Source organism: Pseudoxanthomonas indica, from assembly GCF_900167565.1.
GTDB lineage: Bacteria > Pseudomonadota > Gammaproteobacteria > Xanthomonadales > Xanthomonadaceae > Pseudoxanthomonas_A > Pseudoxanthomonas_A indica.
Map to the genome: position 1 here is coordinate 1,120,052 of NZ_FUZV01000001.1, position 13,198 is coordinate 1,133,249.

Annotated in this window: 12 protein-coding genes; all 12 read right to left on the bottom strand. The window is 67.0% G+C overall.

Translation table 11 applies throughout. The features are described 5' to 3' along the window. Window positions 1–25 precede the first annotated feature (25 nt). Window positions 26–1,714 (bottom strand): BatD family protein, encoded by a 1,689-nt coding sequence (locus B5X78_RS05355; protein ID WP_079723408.1) that lies wholly within the window; start codon window positions 1,712–1,714, stop codon window positions 26–28. After that, the gene (locus B5X78_RS05360; protein ID WP_079723409.1) at window positions 1,711–3,504 is read right to left on the bottom strand and encodes a VWA domain-containing protein; all 1,794 of its coding nucleotides are present in this window, start codon (window positions 3,502–3,504) and stop codon (window positions 1,711–1,713) included. Before B5X78_RS05360 ends, B5X78_RS05355 begins: the two co-directional genes overlap by 4 nt. Continuing rightward, window positions 3,501–4,514 (bottom strand): vWA domain-containing protein, encoded by a 1,014-nt coding sequence (locus B5X78_RS05365; RefSeq protein ID WP_079723410.1) that lies wholly within the window; start codon window positions 4,512–4,514, stop codon window positions 3,501–3,503. The genes B5X78_RS05360 and B5X78_RS05365 overlap by 4 nt, the downstream gene beginning before the upstream one ends. Continuing rightward, window positions 4,514–4,966: a DUF4381 domain-containing protein gene (locus tag B5X78_RS05370; protein ID WP_079723411.1), complete on the bottom strand. Its 453-nt coding sequence runs from the start codon at window positions 4,964–4,966 to the stop codon at window positions 4,514–4,516. Before B5X78_RS05370 ends, B5X78_RS05365 begins: the two co-directional genes overlap by 1 nt. After that, window positions 4,966–5,871, bottom strand: coding sequence for a DUF58 domain-containing protein (locus B5X78_RS05375; protein ID WP_079723412.1), 906 nt, complete (start codon window positions 5,869–5,871; stop codon window positions 4,966–4,968). Before B5X78_RS05375 ends, B5X78_RS05370 begins: the two co-directional genes overlap by 1 nt. 11 nt (window positions 5,872–5,882) lie before the next feature. Then, window positions 5,883–6,902 (bottom strand): AAA family ATPase, encoded by a 1,020-nt coding sequence (locus tag B5X78_RS05380; RefSeq protein WP_079724435.1) that lies wholly within the window; start codon window positions 6,900–6,902, stop codon window positions 5,883–5,885. A gap of 179 nt (window positions 6,903–7,081) precedes the next feature. Then, window positions 7,082–7,537, bottom strand: a complete 456-nt coding sequence (locus B5X78_RS05385; protein ID WP_079723413.1) for a hypothetical protein — start codon at window positions 7,535–7,537, stop codon at window positions 7,082–7,084. A gap of 408 nt (window positions 7,538–7,945) precedes the next feature. After that, on the bottom strand, window positions 7,946–9,883 hold the full coding sequence (locus B5X78_RS05390) for a type IV pilus secretin PilQ (RefSeq protein WP_079723414.1): 1,938 nt from the start codon (window positions 9,881–9,883) through the stop codon (window positions 7,946–7,948). 14 nt (window positions 9,884–9,897) lie between these two features. Beyond that, window positions 9,898–10,431, bottom strand: a complete 534-nt coding sequence (locus tag B5X78_RS05395; protein ID WP_425478689.1) for a pilus assembly protein PilP — start codon at window positions 10,429–10,431, stop codon at window positions 9,898–9,900. Between the two features lie 2 nt (window positions 10,432–10,433). Beyond that, entirely contained in the window at window positions 10,434–11,099 is a 666-nt protein-coding gene (locus B5X78_RS05400) for a type IV pilus inner membrane component PilO (RefSeq protein WP_079723416.1), read from the bottom strand. Next, on the bottom strand, window positions 11,096–11,941 hold the full coding sequence (locus B5X78_RS05405) for a PilN domain-containing protein (protein WP_079723417.1): 846 nt from the start codon (window positions 11,939–11,941) through the stop codon (window positions 11,096–11,098). The genes B5X78_RS05400 and B5X78_RS05405 overlap by 4 nt, the downstream gene beginning before the upstream one ends. Continuing rightward, window positions 11,941–12,999 (bottom strand): pilus assembly protein PilM, encoded by a 1,059-nt coding sequence (locus B5X78_RS05410; protein WP_079723418.1) that lies wholly within the window; start codon window positions 12,997–12,999, stop codon window positions 11,941–11,943. Before B5X78_RS05410 ends, B5X78_RS05405 begins: the two co-directional genes overlap by 1 nt. Window positions 13,000–13,198 lie beyond the last annotated feature (199 nt).

Here is a 13,198-nt window from a genome sequence, read left to right on the forward strand (position 1 = left end):
CCTGTTGTGCAGTGCGCGCGAGCGCTCAGGACTGGGGATAGAGCGGCGGCAACGGCGCAGGCTCGACGGTCGGTCCTGCGCGCCAGTGCGGTCCATCGGCAAAGGCCGCGCGCAGGGCCTGGCGCGCGGCAGCGCCATCGCCATCGGCCCAGCGCGCGCGCCGCAGTGCCTCCAGCGCGGCACGTTGATCGGCACGTGCCAGCTGCGCGATCACCGCGTCGAGATCGCGCAATGGCGGTGCATGCAACTGGCGCACGGCTTCGGCGACATCGTCCAGGCTGCCGGTGTCCAGCGCTTGCCTGAGCTGGGCCAGCGTGCCGGTCGGTCCGGCCGTCAACGGCGTAGCGGCGTGCTCGCGCGGATGTGGCGCCGTCTGCGCCGGTCGACGACGCAATGCCCACAACAGCGTCAGCAACCAGAGCACGGCGAAGCCTACGGTCAGCCATACCCAGGGACTGCGCGGAAGTTGGCTCTGTCCCGCCACGGCTACCGGTTCGCCGGCGCGGGCGGACGTAGGTGATGCGGCAGCGGGCACGCTGCCGACGCCAGCGCCCACCTGGCCAGGGCTGACGCTCAAGCGCAGGTCACCCAGTCGCTCGGTCTTGCCGACGCCCGCGCCGACATCCCACCAGGACATCGTCGCGCCGCCAATCACCAGTTCACCGCTGCGTTCGGGCACCACCGCATAGCGCTGCGTCCACTTCACCTGTGGCCGACCGTCGACAAAGGTTTCGTCGTACTGCATCGGCTCAGGAAACACCTGCGCCCCCGATACCACCGGCGCTGCGATGTCCGGCAACTGCGCACGCGTGGCGCCATCGGCCACGCCTTCGATGGTGACCATCGAGGCTTCGCCGGTACGCCCGCGATCGGGCGCGCCGACATAACGCAGACGCAGATCGCGCAGCGGCAGCCAGGGTTGCGCGGCGTTCGCCGGTTGCGCGCGTACCTGCAGCGTCCGCGCGGAGCCCATCGCACTGACTTCGCGGCGGTTGCCCATGATGTTGTCGAACCAACCCACCGCGGCGCGGCCGCGGAAGCGCGGCGCGGGCAAGGTGAGCGCGCCGCTGCGTTCGGGTACCAGCAGGAAGCGTCGTTCCACCAGGGTGTAACTGCGGCCATTGATCTGGCGGCTGCCCTGCACGTCGTCGCCCACTTTCTGCATCAACGCATTGGCCGGGGGATCCAGTTGCAGTTCGCCCGACAGCAGTGGAATCGCGTAGTACAGCCTCAGCACCACGCCGACGCTCTGCTGCACATAGGGCGCGCTGGCGTCGAGGCTGGTTTCCAGGAATAGATCGGCATTGCCGTCGCGACCGACCACCGGTGGCGCCGGCCGCACGGTCAAGGCCAGCGCGGGAGAGCGCTGGCTGCCGAACTGCAGGGAAGGAATCTGCAGGTTGCCGGCACGCTTGGGTGCGAGGGTCAGTTCCAGCACTGAAGTGACGCTGCTGCGACCACCGCCCAGTTGCACGCTCTGGTTGCTCGCGCGCCCCAGCACCTCGAAGTCGGTCTGCAGCGGGCTCAGATCCGGTGCGCCCAGCTGCGGCACGTTCTCCAGGCTCAAGGTGAAGGTCTCACCCATGTCGATCGGATTGCGATTGACGCGCGCCTGGATCTGCGCGATGGCCGGCAGGCTCAGTGCACACAGCGCCGTCGCCAGCAACAACAGCGCGGCCCGGCGCAGGCGCGGCAGACGTGACGACACATTCATTGACCTTCCCTCTGGCGACGCTCTTGCTCAAGCTGGAATTTGGCGCGCAGCAGGCCACCGGGATCATCGGGCACGCGGCGCAACCAGGCTTCCAGTGCCTGGCGTTGCTCGCGCTGTTCCGGCGTTTCCGGCGCCTGCTGTGCGTTGTCCCGCGCCTGCGGGCGCATCGAGGATTTTCCGGCCCGTTGCATCGCCTGCTGCATCTGTCGGCGCTGGGCAGCATCGGCGGCGCCCTGCGTTTTCGCATCCGCGGCTTGCGGCGGTGGCGGCGGCGGCGCCGAAGCGGCACGCGTGCCAGCCGGCGATGCCGGTTTTTCCTGCCCGGCCGGAGCGGATTGAGCGTTTGACGACGGCGGTGTCGCGGGTGCGCCCTGCTGCTTTGCTGGCTGCGGCTGGTCCTGGCGGTCGGCCTGGGAGCCGGACTCGCCCTGCGTGTTGTTCCTGTCCTGCGCGCCGCTCTTGCCCTGGCTACCCTGCTGGCCCTGGCCCTGACCTTGCCGCTGCTTGCGCGCCTGTTCGACGGCGGCGCGATTGGCGATGGCGTCTTCCATCTTGGGTTGCTTGGCCAAGGCGGCGTCGTAGGCAGCAATGGCTTCGTCGTAGCGCCCCTGCTTGGCCAGCGCATTGCCCTGGTTGTAATACGCGTCGGCGCTCGACTGACCGGCAAATGCCTGCTGGGCGCCGGCAAAATCGCCGCTGTGATAAGCCTGCACGCCCTGCTCCATGCGCGCGTGCTGACGCTGATCGGCGCGCTGCCACCAGCCGCCGGTGTCACTGGCATGCGCCGACCAAGGCATGCCGATCATCAACGCCCCCAGCAGCAGCAACTGTCCACCGCGCCGGAACGCCAGCACGCTCAACAGCATCAATGGCAGCAACAACCAGTAGCCCTCGTCGAGCCAAGTGCGCGTTTGCCCGTGACCCCGTTGGGCATCGTCCAGTTGCGGCGGATCGAGCACGCCCAGCGCCACGAGATCCGCGTCACCGGCCTGCAGTGCACGGAATTCGCCGCCGCCCTGGCGAGCCAGCGTCTGCAGGGAACCGGCGTCCAGCTGCGTCCGCAGCAACGCGCCATCGCCGTTGCGATAGGTGGCGCCGGCAGCGGTGCCCAAGCCGAGCGCCGACACGCGATAGCCTTGTTGCGCGGCTTGCGCGGCGGCACTGATGGCGGCGGCATCGGCGTGATCGGTCAACAGCAGGATATCGCCGCGCTGGAACCCGGCCTGCGCCAGCAAGCGCGCGGCGCGGGCGATCGCGCGGTCCACCCGTTGACCATCCACCGGCATCACGTCCGGCGCCAGCGCATCCAGGAACAAGGCCACATTGGCGCTGTCTTCGGTCATGGGAGCGACAGTGAAGGCGTCGTCGGCAAAAGCCACCAGCGCGACCTGGCCACCCTCGCGTTGCGCGAGCAACTGCGCCAGCTTGCTGCGAACCTGCAACAGGCGCGACGGCGGCAGATCCGCGGCCGTGGTGGTCGAAGACAAGTCGACCGCGATCACCAGCGGCGCGCGTTGTTGCCACATCTCCTGCTCGCCCTGCCGCCAGCTCGGACCCGCCAATGCCAGCACTGCCAGCAACAGCACCAGGGCCAATCCAATCAGCGAACCCAGCACACGTCGCCGCCCCGGCACCAACAGGTGCGGCAACAGGTGCGCGTCCACGCGCCCACGCCACGGATTGGCATTCTGGTACTGCCGATACCGCAGCCACAGCAGCAGCGGCAGCGCCAACAGGCACCAGAACGCGTGCGGACGCAGGAAATGCAGGCTGGCCCAGGCTTCGCTCATGCGCGACGCCCCGGCAGAAGCAGGCTCAAGCCTGCCAAGAACACAGCCGCGATCAGCGGCCAGGGATAGCGCTCGATGCGCGGGCGCACTTTTTCGCCTGGAGTTTCCACCGGCTCCAGGCGATCCAGTTCGGCATAGATGCTGGCCAGCTCTTCAATGTCACGCGCACGGAAGGATCGGCCTCCGGTGATCTGCGCAATCCGTTGCAGGGTGGCTTCATCAATTTCTTCTTCGCCCGCCCCTGGCAAGGGCATGCCGAAGATTGACGCCCCGCCGCCCCCAAAGGCGATCGTGTGCACGCGCACCTTGGCTTGCCTGGCCAGTTCAGCGGCCTTGATGGGGTCCAGCAGCCCCGCGGTGTTGACGCCATCGGTCAACACAATCAGCACGCGGTCGCCCTGCTTCTGCGTGTCCAGGCGTTTGACCGCCAAACCGATTGCATCGCCCAACGCCGTCGCGCGTCCCACCAGATCCAGCACCGCGTCGTTCAATTGCTGGCGCACCGTGTCGCGATCCAGCGTGAGCGGCGTCAGCGCGTAAGCGCGGTCGGCGAAGACCAGTAGGCCGACGCGATCACCGGCACGACGATCCAGGAAATCCGCCAGCACGGCCTTGGCCGCGGTCAGACGATCCACGACCGCACCGCCGAGCGCCATGTCGGCCTCGCCCATGCTGCCGGACAGATCCAGCGCCAGCATCAGGTTGCGGGCGCTTTGCGGCGGCGCAATCGGTTCGCCCCAGGCCTGCGGCCGCGCGGCGGCGGCGCACAGCAGCAACCAGGCCAGCCACGCCAGCCAGGGCAAGGAGCGGCGGCTGGAAACGCCGCTGCCGGCGGCGATGGCATCGAGCCGGCCGGCATAGGGCACGCGCAATGCGTCACCGCCCTGCCGGCGTGCCGGCAACAGCCAATGCACCAGCCACGGCAAGGGCGCGGCGCACCACAGCCACGGCCAGGCGAAACCGGCGAACGCCGAGTGTGCCTGGGCCAGCAGAGCCGTCAGACCCGTCATCAGCGTTGCCCGGCCATCAACTCGAGAAAGCGCGCGCGCGCCAGCATGCGCAGCTGTTCCACTGCACGCGCATCGACCTGGCGCTGGAAGGCGCCATGCAGCAACAGCTGGCCCGGGCCGTCGGTAAACGCCTGCCCGCGTGCGCCATCCAGAAAGCGCAGCCAGGCTTCACCTTGCAAGCGATCGGCGCCGGCGTCCACCCGCCGCGCGGCACGGCGCAGCAAGGCCGACAGCGCCGCGAGTTCGCCCAGCGGATCGTCGTGACGCGTCTGTCGGTCAAACCAGTCCAGCCAGCGCCGGCGTTGCCGTTGTCGGGTCCAGCGCCACCCGCCCGCGAACAACGCGATCAGCAGCAGCGCGCCGGCCAGCAGCCACCAACCGGGCGCGGGCGGCCACAGGCCAGGCGCCTGCGGCAGGTGCACGTCACGCAAGACCAACTGCGAAGGATCCATCAGGCCACCTGCGGCTGCGGCCGGCCAAGCAGGGGCAGCCAGGCGTCACTGGGCGCATCGGCGCGCAGTGATTGCACGCGCACGCCGCGACCGGGCAATTGGGCCAGCGCCTGCGTGATTGGTTCCGCAAAGACGTGTTGCCAGCGCGCGCGTTGCGCGCTGTCGGCCAGATCCAGTTCGATCCGGTGCTGGGCGGACTGGAAGGCCAGCGCCGCCTCCGGAGGGGTCTCTTCCAGCACGTCGAACAGCAGCAGTACGACCACATCGTGGTGGGCGGACAGGCGCGTCCAGACTTCCTGCGGCAGCGACGCGACACTGGCCGGATCCGCCAGCACGATCAGCCGCGAGCCGGGACGCAGCAAGCGCCCCGCCGCCTCCAGCGCGCTGGCCAGGCCCTGATCATCGGCGGGTGCCTGTGCGTACCAGCGCACCAGCGCGTCCAGCACGCGCAAGGCACCGCGCGGCCCGGACGCCGGCGGTACCGGCGGCTCCAGCCGCGAGCCGCGCACGGCAGCGACGCGATCGCCGTCGCGGATGGCATTCCAGACGGCCACGGCGCCCGCACGCGCGGCCTGGGTGGACTTGAAGCGGACGCGGGTGCCGAAATAGAGCGATGCCGAGGTGTCGGCGACGATCAGGCTCAGGCGCTCGCGTTCGGCCTGGAACAGTTTGGTGTGGGTGCGACCGCTGCGTGCGGTCAAGCGCCAATCGATATGACGCACGTCGTCGCCGGCCACGTACTCGCGTGATTCGGCATATTCCATGCCGCGACCGCGCAGCTGCGAAGCCGCTGGACCACTGGCGCCGTGCCGTCCGTGCCGCGCCGGGCCGCGCCGCTGTGCGGTGGCGCGCAGCGCGATCAGTTCGCGCAGCTGGGGGACGACGCCGTCTGTGTCAGCGGTCATGCGCGGCGGACTCAGGGCAAGGGCACAACGTCGAGCAAGGCCGCGACCAGGCGCTCGCCATCCCAGCCCTCGGCGGTGGCCTCGTAACTGGGCAGCACGCGATGGCGCAGCACGTCGGGGGCGATGGCGCGCACGTCTTCCGGGGTGACGTAGTCGCGTCCGGCCAGCCAGGCGCGCGCACGTGCGCAACGTTCCAGCGCGATCGAGCCACGCGGGCTGGCGCCCCAGGCAATGCGCCGGGCCAGGCTGGCGTCGTAGCGACGCGCATCGCGCGAGGCCAGCACCAGTTCAATCAGGTAACGCTCCAGCGCCGGCGCCAGGTGCACGTCCAACACGGCCTGGCGGGCGTCGAACACCTGCTGCAGCGGCATCCGCGTTTGGGCGACGGGTTCGGCATGCAGGGTCTGCCGCGCGCGCTCGCGCGCCAGGCGCAGGATCTCCGATTCGGCCGCTGCCTCCGGGTAGCCGATGCGCACATGCATCAGGAAGCGATCCAACTGCGCTTCGGGCAAGGGGAAGGTGCCCTCCTGCTCGATCGGATTCTGGGTGGCCATGACCAGAAACAACGCCGGCAAGGGATAGGTATGCCGGCCGACGGTGACCTGGCGTTCTCCCATGGCTTCCAGCAAGGCCGACTGCACCTTGGCGGGCGCGCGATTGATCTCATCGGCCAACAGCAGCGGATGGAAGATCGGTCCGGGCTGGAATTCGAAGCGGCCATCCTGCGGTCGCCAGACTTCGGTGCCGGTCAGATCGGCCGGCAGCAGATCCGGGGTGAACTGCACACGCGCGAAGTCGGTTTCCAGACGGGACGCCAGTGCGCGGATGGCGGTGGTCTTGGCCAGGCCGGGGGCGCCTTCCACCAGGAGATGGCCATCGGCGAGCAGGGCGATCAGCAAGCGCTCGATCAGGTCGGCCTGGCCGACGATGGTCGCCGCCAGGTCGACGCGCAATTGCCGGAAGGCCGCGTGCAGGTGCGTTTGCGCTGACTCGGCAGCGCTGGAAGGGACTTCAGTGGATGACTGTTCCATCGGCGCAAGGGTCTGGCTTTGATGGTCCATTCTGACCCATGACGCCCGCATTGGTTCAGTGCGGTGGAAAAGTCCGGTTCAGATTGCGCTGGCGGGAAAAACAGAAAACCGCCCGATCGGGGCGGTTTCTGGATTTGAAGGGCGCATCGATTGCCGCTGCGCCCGGTCCGCCATCAGGTTCACTTGTCCCTGGTGTACTCGGACACGTTGGCCTCATTGCCCACCTCGGAAAAGTTCATCCCCTTGTCAGTGCGGATGATGTTCGATTTCCACCCACCGACCCAGCCGATTTGGTTGTTTCCGATGTAGTGCCCCTTGGTTATGGTGGATGCCATCTTCGCGGTCACCTGTCCGTCGGCGCTGATGGTCAACTTGATTGGCATGGTTTCCATGGACTTCAGTGCGGCGTCGATTTCTTCCGGCGCGGCTTTGACGTTGGCCTGGGCGACCGCGGAATCGACAGCGGCACGATCCTGTTTGGAGATCGTCTTGCTGTAATTGCGGTTGTAACCTTTGTACGTACCCACCATCCATTCGGGCGCCGGCTGGGCGTCCGCAGGCTCGGCGGCAAATGAGGGGGTGATCAGGGTTGTGCTCAGAACGGCAGCAACGATCAGGCTTCGGATGAACTTCATGGTTTCACTGGTTGATTTGATGTCATGGGGCTGCGAAGGCACGCAGGTTGCGCACTGACGCGTCCGTCGCTTCAGGCGTGCGGCACCCTAGATGCTGTGCCAAGAGGCGTAAAGGCGGAGCACCGCTCATGCACGCACTTGGTTAAGCGTCCAGTCGTGAGTTGAAACACTCCTGCACCATAAGAATCTTCGCTGTGACAGGCCTTACTCGCCCGCGGACACTTGTCTCCATGACATCCATCATGCGTTGCGTTGGCCCGTGACATTCAGGGCGCTTACGTACATGCGGCATCGAGCCCGCAAGGCAGTGCGCAGTCGCAACGCCCCCGCGCTGGCGCATGTGCCGCAATCCCCATAAAAGAAACGGGGCCTTGCGGCCCCGTTTCATCTGCGTGCTTGGCGTGGTGCTCAGGGCGCGCGGGCCATCGGCGCCGGCGGAGCGACGCGCAGGACCTTCGGGGTGACGAAGATCAGCAGCTCGGCCTTTTCCTTGCTGCGACCCTTCTTCTTGAACAGGTTGCCCAGGAAGGGGATGTCGCCCAGGTACGGCACCTTGGACACGCTGGAGCGGTCGGTGAACTCGTACACGCCGCCGATGACGACGGTCTGGCCGTCTTCCACCAGCACAGCGGTGTTGATTTCGCGACGCGCCAGTTCCGGCACCTGGCCGAAGTCGCCCAGGTCGATGAAGCGCAGCACTTCGTCCTTCTTCACGTTCAAGGACAGGAACACGCGGTTGTCGCTGGTGATGGTCGGCACGACCTTCAGCTCGAGCAGCGCTTCCTTGAACTGCACGGTCGGCAGCGCGGCGCCGCCAGTGCCCTGCGCGGTCACGGTCAGGTAGCCGACTTCGCGGCCCTGCTTGATCACGGCTTCGCGCTGGTTGGTGGTGACCAGGCGCGGGTTGGAGATCACTTCGCCGCGACCTTCTTCCTGCAGCGCGGACAGTTCCACGTCGAGCTGGAAGTTGGCGCCCAGCAGGGTGTAGGCAATCGCACCCGGGGTACCGGTGGTGAAGCCGCCTGCAGGCAGATTGATGTTCAGGCCCGACGGCAGCTCACGCGGCCTGCCATTGATGACGTCATCGTTGTCGCCGATGTTGCCGCCGATGACCTGCGTGCGGTCGCCGGTACGGATACCCGACACACCGAAGCGGGCGCCCAGGTCGCGGGCGAAGCTGTCGGTGGCGATGACGATGCGGCCTTCAATCAGCACCTGGTCGACCGGGCGATCGATCACCGCGATCAGCTCGCGCATCTGCGCGATCTTCTTCGGGATGTCGCTGATCATCAGGGTGTTGGTGCGCTCGTCGGCCACAATCCGGCCACGCGGCGACAGGAAGCTGTTTTCCTGCTGGTTCATGCCACCACCACCACCGCTGCCGCTGTTGCCGATGCCCTTGGCTTCGGTCAGCGCTTTGAAGATGGCGCCGGCGTTGTGGTAGTTGATCTGGATGTAGTCGGTGGTCAGGTCTTCGCGGTTTTCAATCGCGATGCGCGCGTCTTCCTTGTCCTGCTCGAACTTGGCCAGCTCCGGCTGCGGAGCCACCCAGACCACGCCGCCTTCGCGACGCTTGTCCAGGCCCTTGGCGCGCAGCACGATGTCCAGCGCCTGGTCCCACGGCACGTTGATCAGGCGCAGGGTGACGTTGCCCTGCACAGTGTCCGACGCCACGATGTTGAGGTTGGATTCCTCGGCGATCAGCTGCAGCACCGTGCGCACCGGCACGTCCTGGAAGTTGAAGGTGACCGGGCGGCCACCGTAGGACTTGGCGGAGGTGCTGGCGACCTTCGCTGCCGCCGAGGCAACCGCACCGGCAGCGTTACCCGACGCGCCCATGGCGGCCTGGCCACTGCGCGGCGAGATCTCGACCACGTATTCGTTGCCGGTCTGGTACGCCATGGACTCGAATGCGCCGCTGGTGTTCAGCACCAGCTGGGTGCCCTTGCCACTGGGGCGGGCATCCACGCGCTGCACCGGCGTGGCGAAGTCGGCCACGTTGAGCGAACGCTGCAGCGTGCTGGGGATATCGGCGTTGCCGACATCGACCACCACCGACGAGCCCAGGTTGCGCAGGTCGGGCGCGGCGCCGGTGCCGTCGAAGCGGACGATCAGCCGACCGGCTCCGTCTTCACCGCGGCGGAAGTCGATATTGGTGATTGCAACCGGCGCGCCTGCCTGTGGCTTGGCGGCGACGGTGGCGGGTGCGGACGGCGTGGCCGGGGGCGTCGCCGCGCCGGCCGTGCTGGCGGCAGCCAGCAGACCGATGGCAAGTCCCAGGCTGCAGGCCCTGAGCGAGGTCAGGCGCCGGGACGGCCGCAGGCGGTAGGCGTTTGAAGCGGTCATCGTGTATCCCCCAATCATTGATCTTCAAGCGCAATTGAAGCCGGCCGTTCCAGCCAACCGCCCGCGCCATCCGGCACTAGTTCGACAAGTTCAATGCCACTTTCGCCGACGGCGGTGACGCGACCGTCGCTCTGCCCCAAATAGTTGCCCGGACGGATCCGGTAGGTCACCTTGTCAGGCGCCATCACCAACGCAATAAGTCCCGGGCCGCGGCCGATGGTGCCCACCATGTCCAGGCTGTCCAGCGGATACTGCTCCAGGGTTTCCTTGCGGCGGTTCGGATCCGGCCGGAGACCACCACCGTCGGTGTTGTTCCAGGCATCGCTGAACGGGTCGCGCAGGGTCTGGGCGGCATATTCAAAGGTTTCAAACTGCTGCATCACCGGCAGCGGATCCAGCGGCGGCGCCGGGCGGGCGCGCACGTCGGCCGCCCACTTTTCCAGGTTCGGCGCATCGCCAGGCGTGCTGGTGATGCCGCGGGCACAACCGGCCAGGGCCAGCAGCAGCGCCAGCGCGATCAGCGGGCGGAATGCGGAATGACTGCGCATGCTCATTTCTTTGCCGCCTTCGCCGCTTCCGCGGCTGCCTGCTCCTGCGCCTCGATTTCTTTCTCGTCGAGGTAGCGGTACGTCTTGACGGTGCCCGACAGTTCCAGCGCGCCGCGGGTATTGATGCTGCCCGTGCCTTCCTTGGGCTTGAGCGAGATGTCGTGCATGGTCAGGATGACCACGCGCGGCAGCGAGGCCACGCCGCTGACGAAGGCACCGAATTGGTGGTAACTACCCACCATGCGCAGGGCGATCGGCTTTTCGGCGTAGAACTCCTTGGGCGTTTCCGGGCCAGGCTGGAACAGCTCGTTGGACAGGCCGCTGGACAGCGCGGTCTGCGAGATGTCGATGATCAGGTCCGGCATTTCGGTCTTGCTGGGCAGCTGGCGCAGCATCTGCTGCAGCACCTGCTCCATCTGGGCCAGCTGCTGCTTGAGCGGCTCCAGGTTGGCGGCACGGCCCTGGCGGTCTTCATAGGTCTGGCGCAGGGTGGCTTCGGTGGTTTCCAGGCCCTGCAGGGTTTCGCGCTTGCCCTTGATCACCAGCAGGTAGGCCATGGCGACGATGAACAGCCCGACGATGACGCAGAAGCCGATCTTGGCGTTCTGCGGCCAGCCGCCGATGTTGTTGATGTCGAGGTTCTTCAGCGAGGTCTTTTTCTGGCTCATGACTGGCTCCCGCTGCCCGAGGTGGGCGGTGGCGCGCTGGGTTGACCATTGACCGGTCCGGTGCGCGGAGCCTCCGGCTCGGCCGGGGTCGCGGCCGGAGCCGGTGCGGCCGCAGGCGGCGTCGCGGCGGGCGTGCTGCTGGCCGGAGGCGCTGTGGGCGCCGGGGCGACGACGGCCGGCGTCGGCGCGGTGGCGGCGGCGCTGGCTTCGGCGGCCGGGACCGCACCATCAGCGCCTTCCTGGCCTTCGCCCTCGGTCGCATTCGGGTTGGCCAGGCGCACCTGCAGGTTGAACACGTACGGCAGGGAGCTGTTGGCGGCGGTGGTGGCGGCAACCGCGCGGCCGTCCTTGCCCTCGCTCTTGGCCTCGATGATGCTCAGCTCAGGCTTGGTCATCCAGCCGGAACCTTCCAGGTTGCGCATGTAGGCACTGACGCGCGCGTTGGACTGGGCCCGACCTTCCAGGGTCAGCACTTCGCCTTCCTGCTTGATGTTGGACAGCGCCACGCCATCGGGAATGGTGCGCACCAGCGAGTCGAACAGGTGGACCATCTGCGAGCGGTTGGCCTGCAGTTCCTCGATGACCTTCTTGCGCGCCAGCAGGCGATCCTTCTGCTTGTCGAGCGCCTCGATTTCCTTGATCTGCGATTCGACCTTCTGGATTTCCGCGTTCAAGTAGGCGTTGCGGTCGTTCTGGCCACTGATCTGGCGGTCGTAGTAGAACCACAGCAGGAACGACAGCAGGGCGCCAGCGACGGCGGCCAGGGCCAGCATGGTGACGAAGTCGCGCTGACGCTGGGCGCGACGTTCGGCTCGCCAGGGAAGTAGATTGATGCGTGCCATCAGTCGAAGCTCCTCAGCGCCAGGCCGGTGGCAATCATCAACGCCGGTGCGTCCTGGGCCAGGGCATGCGCCTGCACGCGCGGACCGAGGGTCATCTGCGACAGCGGATTGGCCACGACGGTCGGCACGCCCAGCTGTTCCTCGACCATTTCCGGCAGGCCGGACAGGGCTGCGCAACCGCCGGCCAGCACAATCTGGTCGACCCGGTTGAACTCGCTGCCCGCGTAGAAGAACTGCAACAGACGGCTGATCTGCTGGACGGTGGCTTCCTTGAAGGGCTCCAGCACTTCTACTTCGTAGCTTTCCGGCAGCCCGCCCTGGCGCTTGGCCATGCCGGCTTCCTCGTAGGTCAGGCCGTAACGGCGCATGACTTCGTCGGTCAGCTGCTTGCCACCGAATACCTGCTCGCGGCTGTAGAGGCTACGACCACGGCGCAGGACGCTCAGGGTGGTCATGGTGGCGCCGATGTCGACCAGCGCGACCACGCCATCCTGCGGGATGGGCAGGTCGTCAGCGATCAGGGCAAAGGCGTTCTCGACCGCGAAGGCCTCCACGTCCATCACCTTGGCAGTCAGGCCACCCAGTTCCAGCGCGGACTGGCGCAGCTCGACGTTCTCGGAACGCGACGCGGCCAGCAGCACCTGGACCATTTCCGGGTTGTTGGGCATGGGGCCCAGCACCTCGAAGTCCAGGTTCACTTCCTCGATGGGATAGGGGATGTAGTTGACCGCCTCGAGCTCCACCTGGGCTTCCAGGTCGCTCTCGTCCAGCTCGGCCGGCATCGGGATGATCTTGGTGATCACCGCCGAGCCCGCCACGGCGGCGGCCGCATGCTTGACCTTGGTCCCGGCACGGTTGACCGCCCGGCGAATGGCTTCGCCGACCGCCTCGACCTCGACGATGTTCTTTTCCACCACCGCATTGGGCGGCAGCGGTTCTACCGCGTAGTGCTCCACGCGGTAACGGTTACCGACGCGGGAAAGCTGCAGGAGCTTGACCGCAGTCGAACTGATATCGACGCCGATAAGCGGCGCCTGGCTTTTTGGGATTAGCCCCACGGTCTTTCCCCTTCCGACGGGCACTGGACGGTACTGCTACCGGCCACATTAATAACCAAGTTTTTACGCTTGGCAACCTCAGTTTTCGTGCCTGTGCGGCTTGTCACGATTCACTAAGGTTGTTCCCCAAGTCCCTGTTCCCCCAAGGATCGCCGTCGGCGGCCTTGTCCCTCATCTATACTCTGCCGTCAAGAATTCT